This is a genomic window from Catenulispora sp. GAS73 (genome assembly GCF_041262085.1).
Taxonomy (GTDB): domain Bacteria; phylum Actinomycetota; class Actinomycetes; order Streptomycetales; family Catenulisporaceae; genus Catenulispora.
This window is the reverse complement of the sequence record NZ_JBGCCM010000012.1, coordinates 165,626-188,795: the sequence shown is the minus strand read 5'-3', so window position 1 is coordinate 188,795 and position 23,170 is coordinate 165,626. Positions and strand designations below refer to the sequence as shown.

General features: G+C 70.8%; 22 protein-coding genes. 13 read left to right on the top strand and 9 right to left on the bottom strand.

Translation table 11 applies throughout. The features are described from left to right. Positions 1-135 precede the first annotated feature (135 nt). Positions 136-1,770 carry a threonine/serine exporter ThrE family protein gene (locus ABH935_RS20025; protein ID WP_370379426.1) on the top strand — a complete coding sequence of 545 codons (1,635 nt, stop codon included), beginning with the start codon at positions 136-138 and terminating at the stop codon, positions 1,768-1,770. 202 nt (positions 1,771-1,972) lie between these two features. Here the strand turns inward: ABH935_RS20025 and ABH935_RS20020 are convergent, their stop codons facing one another. The 3 genes from ABH935_RS20020 to ABH935_RS20010 all read right to left on the bottom strand — a co-directional run bounded on the left by ABH935_RS20020 (position 1,973) and on the right by ABH935_RS20010 (position 4,936). After that, positions 1,973-3,217 (bottom strand): IS256 family transposase, encoded by a 1,245-nt coding sequence (locus ABH935_RS20020; RefSeq protein ID WP_370379425.1) that lies wholly within the window; start codon positions 3,215-3,217, stop codon positions 1,973-1,975. Between the two features lie 564 nt (positions 3,218-3,781). Next, on the bottom strand, positions 3,782-3,928 hold the full coding sequence (locus tag ABH935_RS20015; RefSeq protein WP_370379424.1) for a hypothetical protein: 147 nt from the start codon (positions 3,926-3,928) through the stop codon (positions 3,782-3,784). 309 nt (positions 3,929-4,237) lie between these two features. Further along, complete coding sequence (locus ABH935_RS20010; RefSeq protein ID WP_370379423.1) at positions 4,238-4,936, bottom strand: hypothetical protein; 699 nt, start codon at positions 4,934-4,936, stop codon at positions 4,238-4,240. A 91-nt stretch (positions 4,937-5,027) separates the two neighbouring features. On the opposite strand from ABH935_RS20010, the gene ftsH reads away from it, so the two are divergent. After that, the gene (gene ftsH / locus ABH935_RS20005) at positions 5,028-6,971 is read left to right on the top strand and encodes an ATP-dependent zinc metalloprotease FtsH (protein ID WP_370379422.1); all 1,944 of its coding nucleotides are present in this window, start codon (positions 5,028-5,030) and stop codon (positions 6,969-6,971) included. A 55-nt stretch (positions 6,972-7,026) separates the two neighbouring features. Next, entirely contained in the window at positions 7,027-7,629 is a 603-nt protein-coding gene (locus tag ABH935_RS20000) for a rhomboid-like protein (protein ID WP_370379421.1), read from the top strand. Positions 7,630-7,697: 68 nt separating this feature from the next. On the opposite strand, the gene ABH935_RS19995 is transcribed toward ABH935_RS20000, so the two are convergent. Beyond that, complete coding sequence (locus tag ABH935_RS19995) at positions 7,698-7,973, bottom strand: HNH endonuclease (protein WP_370379420.1); 276 nt, start codon at positions 7,971-7,973, stop codon at positions 7,698-7,700. 138 nt (positions 7,974-8,111) lie between these two features. Between ABH935_RS19995 and ABH935_RS19990 the strand changes: the two genes are divergently transcribed. Then, a complete protein-coding gene (locus tag ABH935_RS19990; protein ID WP_370379419.1) occupies positions 8,112-8,600 on the top strand; it encodes an 8-oxo-dGTP diphosphatase in 489 nt (162 codons plus the stop codon). A gap of 2 nt (positions 8,601-8,602) precedes the next feature. Here ABH935_RS19990 and ABH935_RS19985 read toward each other — a convergent pair whose 3' ends face one another. Next, the gene (locus ABH935_RS19985) at positions 8,603-8,803 is read right to left on the bottom strand and encodes a hypothetical protein (protein ID WP_194918014.1); all 201 of its coding nucleotides are present in this window, start codon (positions 8,801-8,803) and stop codon (positions 8,603-8,605) included. Positions 8,804-8,864: 61 nt separating this feature from the next. On the opposite strand from ABH935_RS19985, the gene ABH935_RS19980 reads away from it, so the two are divergent. From ABH935_RS19980 to ABH935_RS19965, 4 genes are all read left to right on the top strand, one after another. After that, a complete protein-coding gene (locus ABH935_RS19980) occupies positions 8,865-9,392 on the top strand; it encodes a bifunctional adenosylcobinamide kinase/adenosylcobinamide-phosphate guanylyltransferase (RefSeq protein WP_370379418.1) in 528 nt (175 codons plus the stop codon). Positions 9,393-9,436: 44 nt separating this feature from the next. Beyond that, a complete protein-coding gene (locus tag ABH935_RS19975; RefSeq protein WP_370379417.1) occupies positions 9,437-10,648 on the top strand; it encodes a nicotinate-nucleotide--dimethylbenzimidazole phosphoribosyltransferase in 1,212 nt (403 codons plus the stop codon). 115 nt (positions 10,649-10,763) lie between these two features. After that, on the top strand, positions 10,764-11,543 hold the full coding sequence (locus ABH935_RS19970) for an adenosylcobinamide-GDP ribazoletransferase (RefSeq protein WP_370379416.1): 780 nt from the start codon (positions 10,764-10,766) through the stop codon (positions 11,541-11,543). Between the two features lie 27 nt (positions 11,544-11,570). Continuing rightward, on the top strand, positions 11,571-12,809 hold the full coding sequence (locus ABH935_RS19965; RefSeq protein WP_370379415.1) for a hypothetical protein: 1,239 nt from the start codon (positions 11,571-11,573) through the stop codon (positions 12,807-12,809). On the opposite strand, the gene ABH935_RS19960 is transcribed toward ABH935_RS19965, so the two are convergent. From ABH935_RS19960 to gcvT, 3 genes are all read right to left on the bottom strand, one after another. Further along, complete coding sequence (locus ABH935_RS19960) at positions 12,806-13,705, bottom strand: MBL fold metallo-hydrolase (protein WP_370379414.1); 900 nt, start codon at positions 13,703-13,705, stop codon at positions 12,806-12,808. The genes ABH935_RS19965 and ABH935_RS19960 overlap by 4 nt on opposite strands. Before the next feature lie 4 nt (positions 13,706-13,709). After that, a complete protein-coding gene (locus tag ABH935_RS19955) occupies positions 13,710-14,657 on the bottom strand; it encodes an aldose 1-epimerase family protein (protein ID WP_370379413.1) in 948 nt (315 codons plus the stop codon). Positions 14,658-14,721: 64 nt separating this feature from the next. Further along, positions 14,722-15,831 (bottom strand): glycine cleavage system aminomethyltransferase GcvT, encoded by a 1,110-nt coding sequence (gcvT, locus tag ABH935_RS19950; RefSeq protein WP_370379412.1) that lies wholly within the window; start codon positions 15,829-15,831, stop codon positions 14,722-14,724. A gap of 255 nt (positions 15,832-16,086) precedes the next feature. Here gcvT and ABH935_RS19945 point away from each other — a divergent pair, with 255 nt between their 5' ends. The 3 genes from ABH935_RS19945 (at position 16,087) to ABH935_RS19935 (ending at position 19,002) form a co-directional block, all read left to right on the top strand. Then, on the top strand, positions 16,087-17,607 hold the full coding sequence (locus ABH935_RS19945) for a leucyl aminopeptidase (RefSeq protein ID WP_370379411.1): 1,521 nt from the start codon (positions 16,087-16,089) through the stop codon (positions 17,605-17,607). Between the two features lie 133 nt (positions 17,608-17,740). Further along, on the top strand, positions 17,741-18,496 hold the full coding sequence (locus tag ABH935_RS19940) for a VIT family protein (RefSeq protein WP_370379410.1): 756 nt from the start codon (positions 17,741-17,743) through the stop codon (positions 18,494-18,496). 155 nt (positions 18,497-18,651) lie between these two features. Further along, positions 18,652-19,002 carry a hypothetical protein gene (locus ABH935_RS19935; RefSeq protein ID WP_370379409.1) on the top strand — a complete coding sequence of 117 codons (351 nt, stop codon included), beginning with the start codon at positions 18,652-18,654 and terminating at the stop codon, positions 19,000-19,002. A 132-nt stretch (positions 19,003-19,134) separates the two neighbouring features. Here the strand turns inward: ABH935_RS19935 and ABH935_RS19930 are convergent, their stop codons facing one another. Next, on the bottom strand, positions 19,135-19,509 hold the full coding sequence (locus tag ABH935_RS19930; protein ID WP_370348669.1) for a hypothetical protein: 375 nt from the start codon (positions 19,507-19,509) through the stop codon (positions 19,135-19,137). A gap of 180 nt (positions 19,510-19,689) precedes the next feature. Between ABH935_RS19930 and lpdA the strand changes: the two genes are divergently transcribed. Both lpdA and sucB read left to right on the top strand, forming a co-directional pair. Next, a complete protein-coding gene (gene lpdA, locus ABH935_RS19925) occupies positions 19,690-21,105 on the top strand; it encodes a dihydrolipoyl dehydrogenase (RefSeq protein WP_370379408.1) in 1,416 nt (471 codons plus the stop codon). A 92-nt stretch (positions 21,106-21,197) separates the two neighbouring features. Beyond that, positions 21,198-23,114, top strand: a complete 1,917-nt coding sequence (gene sucB, locus ABH935_RS19920; RefSeq protein WP_370379407.1) for a 2-oxoglutarate dehydrogenase, E2 component, dihydrolipoamide succinyltransferase — start codon at positions 21,198-21,200, stop codon at positions 23,112-23,114. Positions 23,115-23,170: the final 56 nt, after the last annotated feature.

Here is a 23,170-nt window from a genome sequence, read left to right as displayed (position 1 = left end):
ATCCCGTCCATGATCCACGCGCGCCCGCATCACGCCCGAACGGGTGAGCCGGGCGTGATCGCCATCGGGTACCGTCGTTGGGGTTTTGTGCCCCGCCCGGCGGCGGCCGCGGTGTCATGGAGCGGAAGGAACGCCGTGCCCTTCTTCAAGAAGCGCAAGGATGTGCAGCACGGCAACGAGGGCCCGGAGCTACGGAAGAGCCCTGAGGCCGCACCGGCCGCGGCGGGCGAAGACGCGGACGGAAGCCCACCCGGGAAGCCGCCCGAGAACTCGCCTGAGAACACGACCGCGAACTCGGCCGCGAACCCGCCCGACGCACCCCACCGCTTCGCCGCCATCCGCCGCATCCGACCCGGCTCGACCTGGGGCACCGGCCGGGTCGGCGCGTTCGGCGACGCCCTCGCCGGACCGATGGGCTCCCTCGACAAGGGCATAGACACCGCGTGGCAGAGCCTGAAGACGGTCGGCGGCATCTTCCGCGACCGCCGCCGCGTGGGGGTGCGGGCCCAGGACCAGGCCACGGTCCAATGGCTGCGGCAGCTCGCCGGGCTGCTGAGCACGCTCGGTGCGGAGATCCTGCGCTCCGGGGCGAACACCCGTGACGTCGAGACGCAGATCGTGGACATCGCGGCCCGCTACGGAGTGGACGCCCGCTGCTTCGCACTGCCCACCGGGATCTTCGTACGCGTGGAGGCGGTGGTCGGCGACGCCGGCAGCGAGCTGGACTTCGCCCCGGTCGGCACCGCCGGAATGCAACTGAACCAGGTCGAGGCACTGCAGAACCTGGTGCACCGGATGCTCGGCGAGGCCCTACCGTTCGACGAGGTACGCAAGGCCCTGCGCGAGGAGCAGAGCCTGCCCCGGCGGTTCCAGCCAGCCACGGCGATCACCGGCTACGCGATGCTGACGCTGGCCCTGGGGATGTTGCAGCACCCGACGTGGAACGCCGCAGCCGGCTACGTCACGGCCGGCACGGCGGTCGGCGTACTGCAGTACCTGGTACGCCGCTACGCGCCGAACCTGCTGACGCTGCTACCGGTAGCCGCAGCGATCATGGTCACGGTGCTGGCACTGCGCTTCGCCGGACCGATCCTGCATCAGGACCCAGGCTTCCTGTACATCCCACCGCTGATCGGATTCCTGCCCGGCGCCGCACTCACCCTCGGCGCAATCGAGCTGTCGACCAACTCGACACTGTCCGGGATCACGCGCCTGGCCGGCGCACTGAACGTCCTGCTGATGCTGGCACTGGGCATCCTGGTCGCGACGGACACCGTGCGCCCGCACCCGATCGGCAACCCGATCCCGCCGCAGCTCGGAGCGTGGGTCGGCTGGGCCTCGGTCCTGCTCCTGGCAGTCGGCTTCACCCTCAACCACGACGCCCCACGCCGCTCACTGGCCTGGCTGATCGTCGCACTACTGGCCACACGTGTAGTCCAGACCGCCGGCACCCTGGTCGGCGGGCAGGCACTCGGCGCATTCGTCGCCGGCATGGCCCTGGTGCCGGTAGCGACCTGGATCGGCAAGCGCGCAGTGATCCCGGACCAGGTGATCTTCCTACCGGCCTTCTGGATGGTGGTGCCTGGCGCCCACGGCCTGTCGGGCGTGCAGCAGCTGCTGGTCGCGCACAGCTCGGCGGGCTGGCAGACGCTGCTTAATGTGATGATCACGGTCGGCTCGATCGCCCTCGGAGTGCTGGCCGGCGCTTCGCTACGGCGGACGACGCGACTGGAGGTGCTGCCGGCTGACGAGGTGGGCGGGACCGGCTGAGCTACCGCTCTCGATGCGATTCAGCAGCCTCGGCACCCGTCCGGCGGAACCGCTCGGCTGGAGCCGCGACCTCGGCGGCGACGGACCAGGCCTGGCCGGCGATGTCGCTCGCCGGATCCTCCGGACCACGCGGGGTGTTGGTTCTGGGTCCCTCGCCGCGTCGGCGGATGGCGTCCACTGGAGTGGTGTAAAAGGTCTCTGATCAGGCGGTCTTCTTGCCTCGTGGGAGTGCTGTCGGTCCGGTGATGACGGCGGTGGTGCCGGTGCCCAGCAGTTCTGCCATGGAGCTTTCGGATAGGTAGCGGCGGTCGGTGACCTGCCATTCGTCGTGGAGTTCGGCCAGAACCGCGCCGGTCAGTCGGGCTAGCGCGGCTGGGTTGGGGAAGACCTGGACGACGTCGGCTCGGCGTTTGACCTCGCGGTTGAGGCGTTCCAGCGGGTTGGTGGACCAGATCTTGGTCCAGTGGGCTCGGGGGAAGGTGGCGTAGGCGGTGATGTCCGTCTCGGCGGCGATGAGCATGTCCTTCACCGGCGGGAACTGAGCGGCGAGCAGGTCGGCGACCAGGTGCAGCTGGGTATGGACGGCCTCGGCGTCGGGCTGGGCGAAGATGGTGCGGATGGTTGCGGCGACCATCTCGCCGGAGCCGGCCTCGATCTTGGCCAGGACATCTCGGACGAAGTGGACGCGGCATCGCTGCCAGGCGGCGCCCAGGAAGACCTGCGCGATGGCGGCTACCAGGCCGGCGTGGGCGTCGGAGATGACCAGCTGCACACCGGTGAGGCCGCGGGCGCGCAGGGAGCGCAGGAACTCCCTCCAGAACGCCTCGGTCTCGTTGTCGCCGACGGCGAATCCGAGGACCTCGCGGTTTCCGTCGGCGTTGACACCGGTGGCGATGACCACGGCCTGGGAAACAATGCGGTGGTTGACCCTGGCCTTGCAGTAGGTCGCGTCCAGAAAGATGTAGGGGAACGGGCTGTGATCCAGCGGCCGGTCACGGAAGGCGGTGATCTCGGCGTCCAGGCCGGCACAGATCTTCGAGACCTGGCTCTTGGAGATCCCGGTGTCCGCACCGAGTGCTTTGACCAGGTCGTCGACCGCACGCGTGGATACGCCGTGGACGTAGGCCTCCATGATGACCGCGAAAAGGGCCTGGTCGATGCGGCGCCTGCGTTCCAGCAGCGACGGGAAGAAGGAGCCGGTGCGCAGCTTGGGGATGTGCAACTCCACGTCGCCGGCTGCGGTGGTCAGGCCGCGGTCGCGGTGTCCGTTGCGCATGCCGGTGCGTTCTGAGGTGCGCTGATACGGTGCCGCGCCGATCGCGGCGGTGGCCTCGGCCTCGATGAGTTCTTGCAGGATCCGCTCCAGCACGGTGCGGACCATGTCGGTGTTGTCGGAAGAACGCAGTGACGCGAGTAGGTCCAGGAGTTCAGACTGGGAGAGAGCCATCGCAGGGCCGTCCTTCGGGAACTTGAAGACTTCCCTTTGAAGGTCCTGCGATGGCTCCCTACGCGCTAGAGCCCAGCTCAAGGTCAGTTACACCACTCCAGTGGACGTGACCCGTCGGCGGGCTCTGCCAACCTGCCCGGTTTGGCGGTGTCAAGCCGAACGAGGCTGCACCACAGCAACAGCGATGCGGCTTGATTCCGCCAAACCGGGCTGGTTCCGTTTACGGCGACGACGCGGCGAGGGACCCAGAACCTCGGCGACCACAAGCAGCGACCGCCGCCGACCAGCGCAACGCAGGCAACAGCGGATACAAAGCCGACCAGTCGCGGACCGCCGCCGAAGCGCCGGACGCACGGGTCGCCCCCTCGCTGTAGAGCGCCCGCCGGAGGCCTCTTGGTGCCCACCACGCCCGACGATTGCCGCCTACGACATGCGCAGTGACTCGGACCGGCGCGTGGTCTTGCACGCGAAAACCGCCACCCGCCAGCGCACTGCCGCAGAAGCCTGAACCCCCGCGCGGTCGTGCCAGCGAAAACCGGCGGCCGCCAGCGCAACATGCGGGCCTCAACCGAACTGCGTCCCCTGCGAGGCCATCAACCCCTGCGCGAAGCCGTAAAAATCGCCTGTAAACCCCCAAACCAACCGCACACTCAGCAGCACACCGGCACCAAGCAACACCCGCCCAACATCGACCAGCAAGGGTGCGGTCATTTCATAAGACCTGAGATGATTCGCCCCCTATCGAACAGATATAGCAGGCGCCACCGACAACGGCGCCCCGCCAGCCCGCTTCGGCCTGCTTCAGCCCGGCTTCGGCCCCCGCCAGCCCTCATCGGCCCACCTCAGCCCGGCTTCGGCCCCCGCCAGCCCTCATCGGCCCACCTCAGCCCGGCTTCAGCCCCCGCCAGCCCTCATCGGCCCACCTCAGCCCAGCTTCAACCCCCGCCAGCCCTCATCGGCCCACCTCAGCCCAGCTTCAACCCCCGCCAGCCCGCTTCAGCCCTCCTCAGCCCTCAGCCCTCAACCCTCGTCACCCTCCGCACCCCGCCCCCGCCGCTTCCGCCAGAACCCACGGAACCCCGCATACAGCGCCGCAATCACCCCCACCCCCAGCAAACCCGGCTGCCAATGCTTCGCCGCCCCCGGAGCCGCCGCCCCCGCCATCGCGTCAGGCCCGTCCGTCAGCTGCTCCCGCACCGTCCCGCAAGCCAGCGCCGGCCCCGTCGCCGAGCTGCGGGCGCAGGCCGTGGATGTGAACTGGTGGGTGACCGTCCCAGCCTTGGCCTCCCGAGTCCGCGGCGTCATGTGCTCAGACTCCTCAACCGTGCCAGCCATCACCTGATCGGTGAACACCACGGTGCGGCCGGCCGGAACGTTCGCAGTCCAGCGCAGAGTGTCGTCCTCCTGCTTAGCCTGCGGACTGGAGTCCACGAGCTGAAACCCCGCCGGAACGAGGTGGTAGACCTCCAGATCCGGGTACGACGTCTGCGACTCGTTGTCGACCCGGACCGTGTAGTCGACAACGTCGCCGGAATGAGCCGAACGGGTGTCGTCGCTGATCTCGACCCGCACCCCGTTGGCGCTTCCGCTAGCACTAACATCCGTGGGCAGCGTGGGCACGGCGCCTGCCCCGGCAGCAAGGGTGGACATGGTCCCGACCGTCACCGCCGCAGCGGTGACCACGCCGATGGCCGCCGCACTCCGAATCATGGTCCGCATTCACTCTGCTTCGGCACAAACCCCGGTCCGGTTTAACCCATCCGGATCTCCCAGCGTTTCAGCACCACCTCCACCAACCCACCACTCCCCCGTGAGCGATCCCTCCGTCCCGCCGCGCCAAGACCCCGCCCAGCCCTGGCGCGCCGAGGGCACGCCGCCGGAGAAACCGGGTCCCCCGAACAAGCCGCAGCGTGGGCCGAACGTGCCCGGCGGCTGGTGGCGGCTGCTGCTCACCATGCTCCTGGTCTTCCTGGCCACCGACCTGCTGCTTTCGCTGTTCAACTCCGGCGCCTCCTCGACGAAGGTCCCCTACACCGAATTCACCAGACAGGTGGCCGCCAACAACGTCAAGGAGGTCTACTCCAAGGGCGACGCCATCCAGGGCGACCTCAAGGACAAGGCGCCGGTGCCGGACGACGGCGGCGACACCTACGTCAAGTTCGACACGCAGCGGCCGTCGTGGGCCGCGGACCCGTTGTGGCAGCAGCTGTCGACCAACGGGGTGACGATCACCGCCAAGCCCGTGGTGCAGCAGCAGAGCATCCTGCTCAACCTGCTGATCTCGCTGGCTCCGGTGGCGCTGCTGCTGGGCCTGTGGCTGCTGGTCGCGCGGCGGATGAGTGCCGGGGCGATGGGCGGCCTGGGGCGGCGCGGGCCGCCCAAGCCGGTGGCGCCGGAGGAGGGCAAGCGGACGACGTTCGCCGACGTCGCCGGCATCGACGAGGTCGAGGCGCAGCTGGCCGAGGTCGTCGACTATCTGAAGAATCCGGCGCCGTTCCAGGTGATGGGTGCGCGGATGCCCGGCGGCGTGCTGCTGGCCGGGCCGCCCGGGACCGGCAAGACGCTGCTGGCGCGGGCCGTGGCCGGCGAGGCGGACGTGCCGTTCTTCTCGGCGTCGGCCTCGGAGTTCATCGAGATGATCGTCGGCGTCGGCGCCTCCCGGGTCCGCGAGCTGTTCAACGAGGCCCGCAAGGTCGCGCCCTCGATCGTGTTCATCGACGAGATCGACACCATCGGCCGGGCCCGCGGCCGCGGCTCCGGCATCGGGGGCCACGACGAGCGCGAGCAGACGCTGAACCAGATCCTCACCGAGATGGACGGCTTCACCGGCAGCGAGGGCGTGGTGGTGGTCGCGGCCACGAACCGCGCCGACGTGCTGGACCCGGCGCTGACCCGGCCGGGCCGCTTCGACCGGGTGGTGCAGGTCGGGCCGCCGGACCGGGCCGGCCGCGAGGCCATCCTGAAGATCCATACCCGCCGCATCCCGCTGGCCCCGGACGCGGACCTGCGCCAGGTCGCGGCCATGACGCCGGGCATGACCGGCGCGGACCTGGCGAACCTGGCGAACGAGGCGGCGCTGCTGGCGGTGGCGCGGCACCGTCGGGACGTGGGCCCGTCAGAGTTCTCCGACGCGCTGGAGAAGATCCAGCTCGGTGCGGAACGTCCGGTCCTGATCCCGGAGGAGGACCGGCGGCGCACGGCGTACCACGAGAGCGGGCACGCCCTGCTGGGCATGCTCCAGCCGGGCGCGGACCCGGTGCGCAAGGTGACGATCGTGCCGCGCGGCCGAGCGCTCGGGGTGACACTGTCCACACCGGAGAACGACCGGTACTCGCACACCGAGGACTACCTGCGGGGACGGATCTGCGGCGCGCTCGGCGGCATCGCGGCCGAGCAGGTGGTCTACGGGGACGTGACCACCGGCGCGGAGAGCGACCTGGAGCAGGTGACGGCGATCGCCCGCGGCATGGTCGGACGCTGGGGCATGAGCGAGCGGATCGGGCGGCTGACGGCGATCCCGGACGACGCGGCCCAGGCCTACGGGCTCTCGGCGGCGCCGGCGACGCTGGACGCGGTGGACTCCGAGGTCCGGCGGATCGTGGCGGAGTGCTACGAGAAGACGGTGACGACGCTGATCGAGAACCGGGAGCGGCTGGACGCGCTGGCGGCGGCGTTGATGGAGCACGAGTCGCTGGACGAGGCGGACGCCTATCGGGTCGCGGGAGTGCCGCGGCAGGTGCGGGACCCGGATTAGCGAACCGGGTCGGCGAGTCGGATTAGCAACGCGCGGGCGTGGCTATCGTGACTGTGTGCTGAGCCGGCCGCCCGCCGACGTGTGGGACTACGTGCGCGACGCTCCTGGAACGTATCTGTGGCTGATCGCGCTGGTCGGCGTGTCCCAGTACGTCAGGCGGCTGCCCGCGGACCGTGCGGCGAAGCTGCTGGAGGCGAACTCCACCAACCTGGACCGGCTCCACCGGGCCCCCATCAAGGTGATGATCACAAGTCTGTTCTTCACCACCGGGACCAGCTGGTTGTTCTACGCGGTGACGTACAGCGTCTTCCACGCCCCGACCGAGCACTGGCTGGGGACGTGGCGATGGCTGGCGGTACTCGGGATGGCGCACGTCGGAGCCACGCTGCTGAGCGAGGGCTGGGTCGCGCGGGAGATCCACTCGGGGCGGCTCCCGCAATCGGAGCGCACCACGACCGACTACGGGGTCAGCTACGCGCAGGCCGGGGCGGCGGCGGTGTTGGCGTACCGGATCCCGATGCCGTGGCGGGTGCCGTATCTCATCGTGCTGATCGCGTTCTACGGGTACGGATGGGTCAAGAACCGGCGGGACTTCACGGCGATCGGGCATCTGTGCGCGCTGGCGATCGGGTTCGCGTGCTTCTGGATCGCGCCCTGAGGCATATGACCCTGAGGCATATGAGGGACTTGAGAGACTTGAGGGACTTGTAGTATCGCGCGGGTTGTCTAGCTCTTGCCTTTGTTGTCCTCGGCAGCCGGCCGGACCTTGATGGCCACGAAGCGTCCGGCTTCCCACTCCAGCGCGGCCTTCTGCGCGGCGTGCCACGTGCACAGGCCGAGGAGGTTGCCGACTGAGTGGTCGTCCTTCTTTCCGGCGTGGACGACCATGCTGGCCTCACGGGAGCAGGCGACTTGGAAGTGCGCGTGCTTCCACTCGCAGCGCCGGCCACAGCGCCGCATGACTTTGCGTACCAGCCGGTTCCAGTTTCGCGGTAGCTTCACCAGATCCTGCGATCCACTCACAGAGGAGAGTTCCCCTGAATATCCGATCGGCGCGCGGGCCGCATGCGTTGATCACCTCAACGAGTGACAAGTGACTGTCGCGAAGTGACTGCCGCACCGGGTGGTTAGGCTCGCGGGATGCTGATCGTCACCTCCGCGCTGCTGCGGCGCACCGGATCCGATGGACGTCCCGAAGTGTTGATGGGGCTGAAGAAGACCGGTTTCGGCGCCGGTCTGATCAACTGCCCGGGCGGCAAGCTCGAACCCGGGGAGACGCCGGCGGAGGCGGTCGTGCGCGAATTCGCGGAGGAGACCGGCATGACGCTGGCGGTGGGCGACCTGAATCCGGCCGCCGAGCTGGTGTTCCGGTTCCCGGAGGTGCCGGAGTGGGACGACATCCGGCTGCACTACTTCACCGCGACGAAGTACGCCGGGGAACCGCAGGAGAGTGTGGAAATCGCCGCGGAGTGGATGGCCGAGGCGGATCTGGACTACGACCTGATGTGGGACGACTCACGCCTGTGGCTGCCATCGGTGCTGGCCGGCGAGCACGTCGTGATGGACGTCACCTACGCCGGCCGCAGCAAAGTGGCCTCTTATACCCGCGAGCCGTCGCCGGCCGAGTGAGGTTATTGCTCCACCGGGTGCAGTGACATCGGGCCGTAGACGACGGCGCCGTCCTCCAGCAGCGTGACCTGGTCGACGCCGGCTTCCAGCAGGTCCTTCCAGTTCTCTCCGATCCAGCTTTCGGCGTCGGACTGCGTCGAGAACTCCTCCGGCTTCGCACCGGTATCCTTCTCGCCGCCAGCGGTGTCCTCATAACGCCACATGAAAGTCACAGTGTTGACCCCTTCGATCGCCCAGCCGTCGTTGAATAACATAACGCGCACGTTGATCCTTGGCGGTGCGCGCTCGGGGAAGTCCGCCGAGGCCGAGCGCCGGCTCACCCGCCTGGCTGACGACGCCGTGTATGTCGCGACCGGAGGCCACCGCGAGGGTGACGCCGACTGGGCCGAGCGGGTGCGGCGGCACCGGAAGCAGCGGCCGGGCTCGTGGGAGACCGTGGAGACGACGGACGTCGCGGCCGTACTGCGCACCGCGACCCGGCCGGTGCTGGTGGACTGCCTCACGCTGTGGCTGACCGCGATGATGGACCAGGTCGGGGCCTGGGACGACGAGGCGTGGCACGACGGCGGCGAGCGGGAGCTGACGGCGCGGTTCGACGAGCTGGAGGCGGCTTGGCGGGCGGCGGCGGTGCCGGTGCTGGCGGTGAGCAACGAGGTGGGGCTCGGGATCGTGCCGGAGAGCGCGGGCGTACGGCGGTTCCGGGACGAGCAGGGGCGGCTGAACCAGCGGATCGCGGCGGCTTCGGACGCGGTGGTGCTGATGGTGGCCGGGATCGCGGTCGGGGTGAAGTAGGGCTTCCCCGTGCGCGGGGCACCGCCGCTAGGCTGTTCGGCACCATGAACGCGTCCGAGAACACCACCCCCGAATCGGCCGAGCAGCCCGAGCCCGTCGAGGTCGTCGAGGCAGCGGTCGAGACCGAGACCGTCATCGAGACCAGCGATTCGGCCGCAGATTCGGCCACCGAGTCCGCCGCCGAATCCGCCGACGCCCCGGCCGGGCCCGAGCCGTTGAACCTCGACAAGCTCGCCGACCAGGCCGACCGCCCCGACGAGGAGGCGCGTGGCGTGCTGCGGACCCGGCTCGCCGAGCTGGCGGTCCCCGCCGCCGGGCTCGGGCGGCTGGAGGAGCTGGCGGTCTGGCTGGCCGGTGCGCGCGGCGACGGGCGGGCGCGGCCGATCGAGCGGGCTCGGGTCGTGGTGTTCGCCGGCGATCACGGCGTGGCCGCGCTCGGCGTGTCGGCGACGGCTCCGGAGCAGGCGCAGGCCGTCACCGCGGCGCGGGTGAAGCAGATCGAGGACGGCGGCGGCGCGGTCGGCGTGCTGGCCCGGCTGCACGGTGCGACGGTGCGCGTGGTCGACGTCTCGGTCGGCACGCCGTCGGGCCGCATCGACCGGGAGGACGCGGCGACCCGCGAGGAGACCGAGGAAGCGTTCCGCCTCGGCATGGCGATCGCCGACGCCGAGGCCGACTCCGGCGCCGACGTGCTCATCCCGGCCATGGTCGGCGTCGGCGGCAGCACGGTGGCCTCGGTCCTGTCCGGCGTCCTGACCGGCAAGGACGCGGCGGCGGTCACCGGACGCGGCTCGGGCGTGGACGACGCGGCCTGGATGCGCAAATGCGCGGCCGTGCGCGACGCGATGCGCCGCGGCCGCCCGGTACTCGGCGACCAGATGGAGCTGCTGGCGAAGGTCGGCGGACGCGACTTCGCGGCGCTGACCGGCTTCCTGCTGCAGGCCGTGATCCGGCGCGTGCCGGTGCTGCTGGACGGCGTGACGACCACCGCGTGCGCGATGCTCGTACAGCGCATCGCCTACCGCTCGCCGCAGTGGCTGCTGGCCGGCGCGCTGTCGCCGGAGCCGGCACACAAGGCGGCGCTGGACCGGCTGTCGCTGGAGCCGCTCGTCGAGGGCTACGACGTGCGCCAGGCCGAGGGGACGCTCGGGCTGCTGGCGCTGCCGATGCTGAAGGCCGCCGCCGCGCTGGCCACGGAGCTGGCGACGTTCGGCGAGGCCGGGATTCCGGAGCCGGTGCTGCGGTCGCGGGTGTGAGGGATTTCGGCAAGCGGGATTTCGGCGCAGAGACTTTCGGCGCGGCGGCTTTCGGCGCGGCAGCTTTCGGCATGAGAGCTCACGGCAGGCAGCCGCGAACCCTGACCACCGCACCATGACCGCGCTCTCCGGCCTCCGTCTCGCGTTCTCGACCCTGACCGCACTCCCCGTCGGCCCGCCCCGCGACGTCGACCGGTCGGTGGCGGGGCGGGCAATGACGTGCGCCCCGGCGGTCGGCGCCGTGCTCGGCGCGGCGGCGGGGGCGGTCGGCGCGGGGCTCGGCTGGTGGACCTCCAGTCCGGTTGTGGCGGCGGTCGCCGGGGTCGCGACCTTGGCGGCGCTGACCCGCGGGCTGCATCTCGACGGCCTCGCCGACACCGCCGACGGCCTCGGCTCGGCGAAGCCCGCGGCCGACGCGCTGCGCATCATGAAGGCCTCGGACATCGGCCCGTTCGGCGTCATCACGCTGGTCCTGGCGCTACTCGCGCAGGTACTGCTGCTGGCGAGCGTGTGGGGGCGGCACGGCGCGTGGTACGGAGCGTGCGCGATCGCAGTGGCCTGCGTCGCCGGCCGCCTCGCGGTGACCTGGGCCTGCCGGCCCGGCGTTCCCTCGGCCCGGCCCGACGGCCTCGGGGCGTGGGTCGCGGGGAGCGTGTCGCGGATGGCGGTCGGCGTGGCGTCGGCGGGGGCGTCGGTCGCGGTAAGCGTCGCAGGGTTCTGCGTATCCGACGGCGTGCACTGGCTGCTCTGGCCGGCCGCGGTCGTCGTGGGTGTCGCCGCGTCAACGGCGTTGCTGCGTCACACGATCCGCCGCTTCGGAGGCATCACCGGCGACGTGCTCGGCGCCCTCGTCGAGGTCGGCTTCACGGCCGCGTTGGTGGTTCTGGCGCGCTGACCAGACGTCGCATGCGAAGATCCGGCAATGGCAATCCCGGATCCGCTCGCCGTCCTGTGCGCATTGCTGGACCGGTCCGTGCAGCAGATCGCCGAAGCCACCGCCGACGCGCGGGTCTTCGACCGGGGACTCATCATCCGCGTCGCCGATGTCTGGGACAGCAACACCCTCCCGCTCTTCCGCGCCGCCTTCGGCACGAGCGGCCAGGGAGCCGGGGAACGAGCCATGACAGCTCTGCTGTGGATGGCGGAGTTCCACCGCGAATGGATGGTCGAGCAAGCCGCAGTCGCCGGATACGCGCTCGAAGAATCGTTGCCACCGCGTTCGATCGCCGGGCCCCACCGCGACTACCAGGGCACGGTGCGCCCCTCGACGCAGCCGCTCGACGCGGACGTCGTCGAGGAGATCGCCACAGACTACGATCTCGGCGCGGCACAACTGACCCACATCGCGGCCGAACGCGCAGGGCTCGACCTCACGGCGCGGGTCAGCCTGACCGTCCCGCGTCGCTTTCGCGCCGAAGCACCGCTTCCGGCTTCGATCGACCTGCACTTGAGCGATGTCACCCAAGTCGAAGCGGCAGCCACCGATCTGCAAGGGGTAGCAATCACAGTCGCAGCCGACGGCCTGAAAATCGCGCTGGGCACGAACGGATTCGCGCAGGCTGCCACAGGGTTCCTTCGTATCGACGACGCGGCATGGCATCTGTCGGCCGCGGGTCAGCGTGCCGACGCAGAGGTCCCACCGAAGTCTGACCACCGAGAACAGCGCGCCCTACCGGTCCTCAAAGCCGAACTGAGCCAGATCGCCGAGGAGGCAGCACGTCGCCTCATCACGACGATGCTCGGGATCCGCGGCGTGCGCTACGTCCGGGACATCGATCTGCAAGTGATCTTCAATCGCTGTCAGCGCTACGCGAACGCTGGGCAACGGATCCTCGACGCGGCCCGACAGCCGACCGCCGAGCAGCGCGACGCCATCCTCCGCCGGCTGTCCGCGGCCGGAGGACCGCTGCCCGATACGCAGCCGAAGGTGATGTCCGCGAGCCGTCCCAGCGAGTCGGCAGCCGAGCTCCGAATGGTCGCCTATACCGCAGCTCACGAACGGCATGAGAAGTACAAGGAGGAGCTCCTCCGGCATTACGCAGTGCCTCGCAGCGATGCGGACCACCACGGCCCGTGGCAGATCAGCATCCTGGAAGACCCCGAGACTTCGACCTTCAGTGTTCACACCGAGGACTTCCAAGCCGGCGAGATTCGCCGCTAGCGACCAAGCACCCGAGCCCGGAATCCGCGCGCTAGAAACAGCATCTTCGCCAGCCCCGCAGGCTCGTGGAACACGATGAAGTCCTCGAACCGGTGCGCGCCGCGGCGGCCGTCGATCCGCACCGCCGCGTCGCGCAGAGCGGTCAGTTGCGCGACCGTCATCGGCAGCGCTCGCTCGTGCGGCTGGTAGGTCGAGCCGATCGGGTAATCGCGGTGGGGCCGGTCCGTCATCTCGACGTGGCAGCCCATCACCCACGTCACCTCGTGCGCGGCGCAGAATGCCACGAGGCGGTTCAGCGTGGCCACCAGTTCGGCGTAGTCCGCGACGTAGATTCGGCCCGGGTACACGGTGTCGCCGGTCAGGAGGAAGCCGGTCGCGGGGTCGTGGAACGCCACGCCCGCGGTGTGGTGCCCCGGCGCTCCGATGGCTCGCAGGGCGCGGCCGCCGAGGTCGAACGGGACTTCCTGGTCCGGCCAGCGCGCGTCGTCGAAGCCGAAGAACGCGCGGACCGCCTCCGGTTCCTTCGCGACGACCACCGTGTTGGGCCGCCCCGCGAACTGCGCGTCCGCTGCGACGTGGTCGCCGTGGCTGTGGGTGTGCGCGACCACGAGTCGGTACCCGTCGCGCGGGTGGCGGTACAGCCAGTCGGCGACGAGGGAATCGACCGTCTCCCGCAGCGGGAAGACCGCGGGGTCGGCGGTGGCCCCGGTGTCGAGCAGGAGCGCGCGGTCGGCGCCGAACAGCAGGTAGATGAACGGCGCCTCGTAGTTCGTGCTCTTACTCTGCCGCAGGATCACCGTGCGCTCGTCGTACGCCTGCACCTGGATCGGCGGCTCCGACGCCGAGCTCCAGCGCGGTACCCCGTGGTTCCAGCGGAGGTCCAGCGGACTCGCCACCGCCTTACGCCGCCCCGACCACGATGCCCCAGGTGTGGGTCACCGAGGCGCCGGGGGCCAGGTCGATGACGCCCTTGCCGGTCGCGAAGGCGTTCGGCGGGCAGCTCATCGGCTCCACCGCGAGCGCCGAGCGGCGGTAGGGGTCGTTCAGCGGGTCGCCGGAGAACAGCTGCACCCACTCCAGCCCCTCGCCGAACCACATCGTCACGCCCTCGGTGCCCTGGCCCAGGGTCACCCGGGCGCGGCCGTCGGCGTCGCGGACGATGTCGGTGTACGCCGTGTCCAGCGTCACGCCGCGCAGCGAGCGGCGGTCGCGGAAGTCGTACGGCGTGCCGCCGACCGGCACCTCGCACTGCGGGATCATGCGCTCGTCCACCATCAGCCAGCGGCCGGCCGGGACGCGGGCCAGGCCCTGCGGGCCGTCCAGGCCGCCGTCCGTCTTCAGGTACGCGTGCGAGCCGATGCCGTAGGGCGCGTCCCAGTCGCCGGCGTTGCGCGCGGTCACCGAGATCGTCAGGCCCTCGTCCTCGTCCAGGGAGTACTCCGCGACGAGGTCGAGCACGAACGGGTAGCCGGGCTGCGGTTCCAGACGGAGGGCGAGGCGGAGCGCGGAGTCGGTGTGGGCGTCCACCTGCCAGGAGGCGTGGCGTGTCAGGCCGTGGATCGCGTTGTGGCGGGCCGGCTCGCTGATCTCCAGTTCGCGCTCGACGCCGCGGAACTTGTACTTGCCGTCGCGGATGCGGTTCGGCCAGGGCATGAGCAGCTGGCCGCTGCCGCCGACCGGGGCGCCGTCCTCGGGGAACTCCATGATCAGTTCCCGGTTGTCCAGTCGCAGGGACCTGAGACCGGCTCCGACTTCCGTCACCACGGCGGTGTACTCCCCCGCCTTGATCGTGTACTGCTCTCCGGTCGGCCGCTCGCCACCATTGCCGGTATGGGGGATGCTGATCATGCCGCCATGGTCCCACGAGCACGCCCCCGGCGCTCAGGCCGGGGGCGGATCGCTCAGGCGGGGCTCAGCCGCGGGTGCGGACGACGACGAACGGGGGCTTCACGACCGTGAACGCCGCCGCCTTTCCACGCACGTCCAGGTACACGGTGTCGCCCTCGGTGTGGTCGCGGTCGAGCAGCGCCAGGCCGATGCCCTCGCGCAGGGACGGCGAGAAAGTTCCAGACGTGACCTCGCCGATCTGCTTGCCGTCGGCATCGTTCACCACCATGTGCGCGCGCGGGATCGCGCGGTCCACGGCGCGGATGCCGCGCAGCAGACGCTTCGCCCCGGCCTCGCGCTCGGCCAGCAGGACCTCGCGGCCCCAGAAGGCCGGCTTCTTCCAACCCACGGCCCAGCCGGCGCGCGCCATGTTCGGCGTGATGTCCATCGACAGGTCCTGGCCGTGCAGCGGGTAGCCCATCTCGGTGCGCAGGGTGTCGCGGGCGCCGAGGCCGCAGGCGCGGATCTCGAACTCCTCGCCCGCCTCGATCAGGGCGTCCCACAGCGCTTCGGTCTTGTCCCACGGCGCGACCAGTTCGTAGCCGTGCTCGCCGGTGTAGCCGGTGCGGCAGACGGTGAGCGGCGCGTCCTGGAAGGCGGCGACGGCGAAGGACATGTAGTCGTGGTCGGTGGGCAGGCCGAGCTTGGCCAGCACCTCGGCCGACTTCGGGCCCTGAACCGCCAGCACGCCGAAGTCGCGGTGCCGGTTCTCGACGGTGACGCCTTCGGGGGCGGCGGCCTGCAGCCTGCGGACGACCTCGGCGGTGTTGGCCGCGTTGGGGATCAGGAAGACGTCCTCGGGGCCGTTGAGATAGGCGATGAGGTCGTCCACCACGCCGCCGGTGGCGTCGTCGCAGCACAGCGTGTACTGGGCCTGGCCGGGCTCGATGCGCTGCAGGTCGTTGGCCAGCACGGAGTTCACGAAGGCCGCGGCGCCGGGCCCGGTGACCGAGGCCTTGCCGAGGTGGCTGACATCGAAGACGCCGACCTGCTCGCGGACCGCGGCGTGCTCCTTGAGCACCCCTCCCGTCTTGCTGTACTCGATCGGCATGTCCCAGCCGCCGAAGTCGGACATCTTCGCGCCCAGGGCGACGTGGCGGGCGTGCAGGGGCGAGGTCAACAGATCGCTGGTCACAGGCCGAGACGATACCCGAGGACGCGGCGTGGCCGGGCCGCGGGCGAGGGCCGCCGGCCGGTCCGGCAGGCCGTCGCCACGGCCCCGGTCGGCGCGGTCGGCGGTCATCCCGGCGCTTCGCCCGGCATGCCGGTACGGAATACAGTCGCCTAAAGTAACGATGACCCGGGTGACGGCCGCCTCGACCGTGTGAATGAAGGGCGACCCCCTTCCCCGCCAGAATCTGCAGATGTCCTAGCGAGAACTGGATCAACGATGACCTCGATCTCCCTGTCCGCTACCGCGACCGGCAAGGCGGACGCCGTCGTAGTCGGCGTGTACGCCACCGAGACCGCCAAGGGGGTCAGAGGCGTCGCCCTGGCGCCCGGCGCCGAAGCCGTGGACGCGGCCTACGGCGGCGCCCTGGCCAAGGCGCTGGACCTGGTCGGCGCGGCCGGCAAGGACGGCGAGCTGACCAGGGTGCCGGCGCAGGGCGACGTCAAGGCGCCGCTGGTCGTCGCCGTGGGCCTGGGCAAGAAGCCCGGCAAGGGCGAGCACCCGAGCACCGACACCCTGCGCAAGTCGGCCGCCGCCGCGGCGCGCTCGCTGAGCGGCAAGGCCAAGGCCGTCTTCGCGCTGCCGGCCGAGGACGCCGAGCAGGCCGGCGCGGTGGCCGAGGGCGTGCTGCTCGGTGCCTACGCCTGGGAGGGCCTCAAGACCCCGCGCAAGGACGCGAAGGGCCCGGTGGCCGAGGTCACGCTGGTCACCGCCGCGGCCAAGCAGGCCGCGGTGAAGAAGGCCGTGGACCGGGCCGCCACCGTCGCCGGCGCCGTAAACCTGGCCCGCGACCTGATCAACACCCCGCCGTCGCACCTGTACCCGCAGACCTTCGCCGAGCGCGCGCAGGCCGAGGTGAAGGACGCCGGGCTGGGCACCCTGAGCATCGAGGTACTGGACGAGAAGGCGCTGACCAAGGGCGGCTACGGCGGCATCATGGGCATCGGCAAGGGCTCGGCCAAGCCGCCGCGCCTGGTGCGCGTGACCTACCGGCACCCGAAGGCGAAGAAGCACCTGGCGCTGGTCGGCAAGGGCATCACCTTCGACACCGGCGGCATCTCGCTGAAGCCGGCCAACGCGATGGACACCATGAAGTCGGACATGAGCGGGGCGGCCGCGGTGTTCTCCGCGACGCTGGCCGTGGCCCGCCAGGAGGTGCCGGTCAACGTCACCACCTACTTGTCGCTGGCCGAGAACATGCCCGGCGGCGGCGCGGTGAAGGTCTCCGACGTCATCACCATGTACGGCGGCAAGACCGTCGAGATCATGAACACCGACGCCGAGGGCCGCGTGGTCATGGCCGACGCCCTGGCGCGGGCCAGCGAGGACGGCCCGGACCTGCTGCTGGACGTCGCGACCCTGACCGGCGCGCAGGTCCTGGCGCTGGACCGGCTGTCCGCGGTGATGGGCAACGACGACGAGCTGCGCACCCGCATCGTGGAGACCGCGAAGGCGGCCGGCGAGGAGATGTGGCCGATGCCGCTGCCGGAGTACCTGCGCGAGACCATCGACACCCAGAGCGCCGACATCTCGAACATGGGGCAGCGCATGGGCGGCATGCTGGTCGCCGGCCTGTTCCTGCGCGAGTTCGTCGGCGAGGGCATCAAGTGGGCGCACCTGGACATCGCCGGCGCCTCGTTCAACGAGAAGGGCCCGTACGGCGACACGCCGAAGGGCGGCACCGGCGCCGCGGTGCGGACGCTGGTGAAGCTGGCCGAGGACCTGAGCTCCGAGAAGTAGCCGGCCGGCTGGTAGGCGGCCGGCAAGTAGGCAGCCGGCCAGGAGTCCCGCTAGGACCTCCGCGCTGATCCGAAGCGGTCATTTCCCGAGATGGGAGGTGACCGCTTCGGCGTTCGCGGGTAGGCGTGTCGCCATGAGCGCGGACGACGGCACCGATTCCAGCGGATCCACCGATTCCGGTGATTCCGCCGCGCACCCGACGCACGACCCGCACGAAGGGCTCGGGGCGCGGCTGAACTGGCTGCGGGCCGGCGTGCTGGGCGCCAACGACGGCATCGTCTCCACCGCCGGGCTGGTGGTCGGCGTCGCCGGGGCCACCGACACCCAGTCCACGCTGCTGGCCTCCGGCATCGCCGGGCTGCTGGCCGGTTCGCTGTCGATGGCCTCCGGCGAGTACGTCTCGGTGTCCACACAGCGCGACACCGAGAAGGCCGCCCTGGCGCTGGAGCGCAAGGAACTGGCCGAGTCACCCGAGGCGGAGTTCGAGGAACTGGTCGGCCTGTACCGCGACAAGGGGCTGACGGAGACCACCGCCCGCCGGGTCTCGCAGGAGCTGACCGCGCACGACGCGCTCGGCGCGCACGCGCAGACCGAGCTCGGCATCAACCCCGACGACCTGGCCAACCCCTGGAGCGCGGCGATCGCCAGCTTCGTCGCGTTCAGCGTCGGGGCGCTGCTGCCGCTGCTGGCGATCGTGCTGCCGCCGCACGGCTGGCGGGTGCCGGTGACGGTGGTCAGTGTGCTGATCGCGCTGGTCGCCACCGGCTGGGTCAGCGCCCGCTTGGGCCGGGCGGCGCCGGGGCGCGCGATCGCGCGGAACGTGGTCGGCGGGGCACTGGCGATGGGGATCACGTACCTGGTCGGGACGCTGATCGGGAAGGTGGATTAGGCAGCACGGCCACGATCGGCACCGCCGACCGGACCTCGGAGACGAACCGTTCGAGCACGAGATACGTGGGACCGGTCATGCAGCCAGTGAACCACCTACGGTGTTGCCCTCACGGAGTTGCGGCGAGCGTTCGACGCGGGGCTGAATAGTTCCTCATGTGGCACGAGAAAAAGCGGATCGAGGGTTGGCACGCCGCGGCGGAGGCCGGCGACTCCGACGCGATGCTGCATCTGGCGCGCGCGGTGAAGCACAGCGATCCGGTGCAGGCGGAGCACTGGCTGCGGTCGGCCGCCGACCTCGGGAATCTGGAGGCGGTCCACAAGCTGGGCCTCGTGTTGTGGCACCGCGGAGAGTACGAGGGCGGCGAAGACCTCGTCCACCGGGCCGCGCTCGGCGGCTATCAGGACGCGATCGCCACGATGGGGCAGCTCTGCGAGAAGCGGGGCGATCTCAAGGGCGCCGACGCGTGGTTCTGCAAGATCGCCGCCGACGACGACAGCGACTGAGGACGGAGTGCCGGAGTACCGGCAGATGGCGATCGCCTCGCGCAATCCGCAATCCGCTGCCCGCCGCGCCTTCCCGACATCACATCACCGCGCACCACCTCGCGCGGCTTCGCGCCGACCCGCGCCCGCGCCTCAGACCCCGTCCAAGCGCCGCTTGTCCTCCTCGGCGCGCTTGCGCGTCCAGTCCCGCATGCGCTGTGGGTAGCCGACCACGTCGGCGTCGTAGGCGGGAATCCCTAATGCCCGCGCCAGCGCGTGCGCCTGTTGGGGGCTGCGGACCCGCCGCCGCGTCCATTCCCCGGACGCGGCGATGAAGACCACTGTGGTGTCGGTCACAGCGGTGCGCGGCTCTATATAGGCCTCGACGCCGACGCGGCTGCGGGCGAACTCGCTCAGGTGCGCTTCCGCCGCGGCCAGTTCCTCAGTGGATCTCCTGCTGGGCGGCGGGGCGGTCGGTCCGGGGGCCGGAGTGGACAGGCTGGGGCGGCGTCGGCGGAACAGGGGCATAACCACTCCCGGAAGATCGTTGCTCCCTCGGGCCGGGCCGTGGGGCTCGGCGAAAGTCGGGTCCGCACGCGGACTAGACTGGCTTTCCGGTCGCGGATGCGCTACCCGCGACTCCGCGTCCGTCCGTGTGCTGACCCTTCCACAGCAGTGTGTCAGTGTGGGGCGGAACCGGACCGGTGAATGCGACAGCAGGCAGCGAGAAGAGGAACGCACGTGGCAGGCGACAACCAGTTCGACTTGGTCATCCTCGGCGGCGGTTCGGGCGGCTACGCCTGTGCTTTCCGGGCGGCGGACCTCGGGATGAGCGTGGCGCTCATCGAGAAGGCCGAGGTCGGCGGGACCTGTCTGCACCGGGGCTGCATCCCCACCAAGGCGCTGCTGCACGCCGGCGAGATCGCGGACAACACCCGCGAGGCCGCGCAGTTCGGCGTCGCCGCCACCTTCCAGGGCATCGACATGGCCGCCGTCAACTCCTACAAGGACGGCGTCGTCGGCCAGCTGTACAAGGGCCTGCAGGGCATTGTGAAGGCCCGCAAGATCGAGTTCATCGCCGGCGAGGGCCGCCTGGTCTCGGCGAACACGGTCCAGGTCAACGGGCAGAACGTGACCGGCGAGAACGTGGTGCTGGCGACCGGCTCGGTGCCGAAGTCGCTGCCCGGCCTGGAGATCGACGGCAACCGCGTCATCTCCAGCGACCACGCGCTCAAGCTCGACTACGTCCCGGCCTCCGCGATCATCCTCGGCGGCGGTGTCATCGGCTGCGAGTTCGCCTCGGTCTGGAAGTCCTTCGGGACCGACGTCACCATCATCGAGGGCCTGCCGCACCTGGTCCCGCTGGAGGACGAGAACTCCTCCAAGCTGCTGGAGCGCGCCTTCCGCCGCCGCGGCATCAAGTACGAACTGGGCAACTTCTTCTCGGGTGTCGAGTACACCGAGAACGGCGTGCGCGCCTCGATCGCCAACGGCAAGACCGTCGAGGCCGACCTGATGCTGGTGGCCGTCGGCCGCGGCCCGGTCTCCGCGGGCCTGGGCTACGAGGAGGCCGGCGTGGCGATGGACCGCGGCTACGTCAAGGTCGACCAGTACTGCCGCACCTCGGTCCCCGGCGTCTACGCCGTGGGCGACCTGATCCCGACCCTGCAGCTGGCGCACGTCGGCTTCGCCGAGGGCATCCTGGTGGCCGAGCACATCGCCGGCCTCAACCCCGCGCCGATCGACTACGACGGCGTGCCGCGCGTCACCTACTCCCACCCCGAGGTCGCCTCGATGGGCCTGACCGAGGCGCAGGCCAAGGTCAAGCACGGCGACGCCGGCGTGAAGACGTTCAACTACGACCTCGCCGGCAACGGCAAGAGCAAGATCCTGAAGACCTCGGGCCAGGTGAAGGTGGTCCAGCAGGTCGACGGCCCGGTGCTCGGCGTCCACATGGTGGGCGACCGGATGGGTGAACTCGTCGGCGAGGCCCAGTTGATCTTCAACTGGGAGGCGCTGCCGCAGGAGGTCGCCCAGCTCGTGCACGCGCACCCGACGCAGACCGAGGCGCTGGGCGAGGCCATGATGGCCCTGGCCGGCAAGCCGCTCCACGTCCACGACTGATAAGCCTGCTGTATGGACACCGCAGGACACAGCCTGCGGAAAACCCTGAGAATTCTGCACGGAATGTTCTGCGAAGGAGATAGAGAGCGCTCATGTCGGTCTCAGTAGTTCTGCCCGCGATGGGTGAGTCGGTCACCGAGGCCACCATCACCCGCTGGCTGAAGAAGGAAGGCGACCGGGTCGAGGTCGACGAGCCGCTGCTCGAAGTCTCCACCGACAAGGTCGACACCGAGATCCCGTCCCCGGCGGCCGGCTTCCTGGTGTCGATCAAGGTCGGCGAGGACGAGACGGTCGAGGTCGGCGCGGAGCTGGCGGTCATCGGGGACACCGCGGACGCCGCTCCGGCGGCTCCGGCCGCGGCTGCTCCGGCAGCCGCCCCGGCTCCGGCCCCTGCTGCTCCCGCCCCGGCCCCCGCGCCGGCTCCGGCTCCGGTCGCCGCCCCGGCGCCCGCGCCGGTCGCCGCCGCCCCGGCCCCCGCTGCCGCTCCGGCTGCTCCGGCGGCCCCGGCCGGCGGTGCCGCCGCCGGCACCCCGGTGTTCCTGCCGGCGATGGGCGAGTCGGTCACCGAGGCGACCGTCACGCGCTGGCTGAAGGCCGTCGGCGACACCGTGGCCGTGGACGAGCCGCTGCTGGAGGTCTCGACCGACAAGGTCGACACCGAGGTGCCCTCGCCGGTGGCCGGCGTCCTGCTGGCGATCAACGTCGCCGAGGACGAGACCATCGACATCGGCGCCCAGCTCGCCGTGGTCGGCGCTCCGGGCGCGGCTCCGGCCGCCGCCGCGCCGGCCCCGGTCGCGCCGCCCGCGCCGGCTCCGGCCCCCGCCGCTCCGCCGGTCGCTCCCCCGGCGCCCGCGCCGCTGCCGGCCACCCCGCCGGTCGCGCCGCCGGCTCCGGCTCCGGTCGCCCCGGCGCCGGCTGTCGCCGCCACGCCGTCGTTCACCGCGACCGCTCCGGCTCCGGCTCCTGCCGCCCCGGCGCCCGCTCCGGCCCCGGCCGGCGAGTTCCGCCCCGGCACGCCAGCGGTCGTCGCGCAGGCCACCACCGCCGCCCGCATCGACGCCCCCGGCGCCGGCTCGGAGCCGGCCGCGGCCTACGTCACCCCGCTGGTCCGCAAGCTGGCCGCCGAGCACGGCGTGGACCTGGCGAGCGTCACCGGCACCGGTGTTGGCGGCCGTATCCGCAAGCAGGACGTGATTGACGCGGCCAAGGCCAAGCCGGCCCCGGCCGCCGCGCCCGCCGCTTCGGCTTCGGCCCCGGCCGCCAAGGCCCCGGTCAGCCCGAGCCCGCTGCGGGGCCGCACCGAGAAGCTGACCCGGATGCGCGCGCTGATCGCCAAGCGCATGCTCGAATCGCTGCAGACCTCGGCGCAGCTGACCACCGTGGTCGAGGTGGACGTCACCAACGTCGCCCGCCTGCGGGCCCGCGCCAAGAGCGAGTTCGAGGCGCGCGAGGGCGTGAAGCTGTCGTTCATGCCGTTCTTCGCGCTGTCCGCGATCGAGGCGCTCAAGCAGCACCCGAACCTCAACGCGGTCATCGACACCGAGGCCGGCACGGTCACGTACCACGACTACGAGAACCTGGCCATCGCGGTGGACAGCGAGAAGGGCCTGATGACCCCGGTCATCAAGAACGCCGGCGACCTGAACCTGGCGGGCCTGGCCCGCGGGATCGCGGACCTGGCCGAGCGGACCCGCACCAACAAGGTCCTGCCCGACGAGCTGGCCGGCGGCACGTTCACGCTGACCAACACCGGCAGCCGCGGCGCGCTGTTCGACACCCCGATCCTGAACCAGCCGCAGGTCGGCATCCTGGGCACCGGCGCGGTCGTGAAGCGCCCGGCGGTCATCAACGACCCCGACCTCGGCGAGGTCATCGCGGTGCGCTCGATGGTGTACCTGGCGCTGACCTACGACCACCGGCTGGTGGACGGCGCCGACGCGGCCCGCTTCCTGGTCACGGTCAAGGAGCGGCTGGAAGAGGGCAAGTTCGAGGCCGACCTCGGGCTGTAGCGCTCACGAGCTCGGAGAAACTGCCCCGGTCCACAAGGACCGGGGCAGTTTTGTGT

Coding starts and splice junctions, on each gene's coding strand:
- ABH935_RS20020 (WP_370379425.1), bottom strand. CDS start 3,217: ATGGCTCTCTCCCAGTCTGAACTCCTGGACCTACTCGCGTCACTGCGT.
- ABH935_RS20015 (WP_370379424.1), bottom strand. CDS start 3,928: ATGACCGCACCCTTGCTGGTCGATGTTGGGCGGGTGTTGCTTGGTGCC.
- ABH935_RS20010 (WP_370379423.1), bottom strand. CDS start 4,936: ATGCGGACCATGATTCGGAGTGCGGCGGCCATCGGCGTGGTCACCGCT.
- ABH935_RS19990 (WP_370379419.1), top strand. CDS start 8,112: ATGCTGATCGTCACCTCCGCGCTGCTGCGGCGCACCGGATCCGATGGA.
- ABH935_RS19985 (WP_194918014.1), bottom strand. CDS start 8,803: ATGTGGCGTTATGAGGACACCGCTGGCGGCGAGAAGGATACCGGTGCG.
- ABH935_RS19975 (WP_370379417.1), top strand. CDS start 9,437: ATGAACGCGTCCGAGAACACCACCCCCGAATCGGCCGAGCAGCCCGAG.
- ABH935_RS19970 (WP_370379416.1), top strand. CDS start 10,764: ATGACCGCGCTCTCCGGCCTCCGTCTCGCGTTCTCGACCCTGACCGCA.
- ABH935_RS19965 (WP_370379415.1), top strand. CDS start 11,571: ATGGCAATCCCGGATCCGCTCGCCGTCCTGTGCGCATTGCTGGACCGG.
- ABH935_RS19955 (WP_370379413.1), bottom strand. CDS start 14,657: ATGATCAGCATCCCCCATACCGGCAATGGTGGCGAGCGGCCGACCGGA.
- ABH935_RS19945 (WP_370379411.1), top strand. CDS start 16,087: ATGACCTCGATCTCCCTGTCCGCTACCGCGACCGGCAAGGCGGACGCC.
- ABH935_RS19940 (WP_370379410.1), top strand. CDS start 17,741: ATGAGCGCGGACGACGGCACCGATTCCAGCGGATCCACCGATTCCGGT.
- ABH935_RS19935 (WP_370379409.1), top strand. CDS start 18,652: ATGTGGCACGAGAAAAAGCGGATCGAGGGTTGGCACGCCGCGGCGGAG.
- ABH935_RS19930 (WP_370348669.1), bottom strand. CDS start 19,509: ATGCCCCTGTTCCGCCGACGCCGCCCCAGCCTGTCCACTCCGGCCCCC.
- lpdA (WP_370379408.1), top strand. CDS start 19,690: ATGCGACAGCAGGCAGCGAGAAGAGGAACGCACGTGGCAGGCGACAAC.
- sucB (WP_370379407.1), top strand. CDS start 21,198: ATGTCGGTCTCAGTAGTTCTGCCCGCGATGGGTGAGTCGGTCACCGAG.